1 protein-coding gene is annotated in these 526 nt (G+C 59.5%); it reads left to right on the forward strand.

Annotation, left to right across the window (positions count from 1 at the left end; genetic code table 11):
- Nucleotides 1–467 (forward strand): integrase core domain-containing protein (locus NKJ11_RS33780; protein ID WP_352795194.1); only part of this gene is annotated, 467 nt, incomplete at its 5' end.
- Nucleotides 468–526: the final 59 nt, after the last annotated feature.

Raw genomic sequence — 526 nt, forward strand, 5'->3', positions numbered from 1 at the left:
TCTGGCTGATCGAGCACGGCGTCGCCATCTCCCATTCCAGGCCTCTGCATCCGCAGACGCTGGGCAAGGAAGAGCGCTTCCACCGCTCGCTCAAGGCCGAAGCGATGGCCGGACCTGCTTTCGAAAATCTCGATCGCGCGCAGAAAGCCTTCGATGCCTGGCGCGACCTCTACAACACCGAAAGACCCCACGATGGCCTCAAGGGTTGCGTCCCCCTCGACAGATACACACCCTCGCCGCGATCCTTCTGCGAGGCCGTCGAAGCTTTCGACTACCCACAAGACGCCATCGTTCGCAAGGTCCAGAAAGAGGGCCGCGTCGCCTTGTGCGGCTACATCCTGCGCCTCTCCAAGGCATTTGGAGGGAAAGCCGTGGCCTTCACCCCCACCGGCAAGGACGGCGTCTTCCAAGCCTTCTTCAGACATCAGAAAATAGAAACAGTCGACCTCAACCTCTGCAGACGATAAGTGACAAAACTGTTCGCGATGTCCTCGCACACCTGTTCGCGATGTCTCCGGTCCAAACA

The organism is Mesorhizobium sp. M0243 (genome assembly GCF_040321775.1).
Lineage (GTDB): Bacteria > Pseudomonadota > Alphaproteobacteria > Rhizobiales > Rhizobiaceae > Mesorhizobium.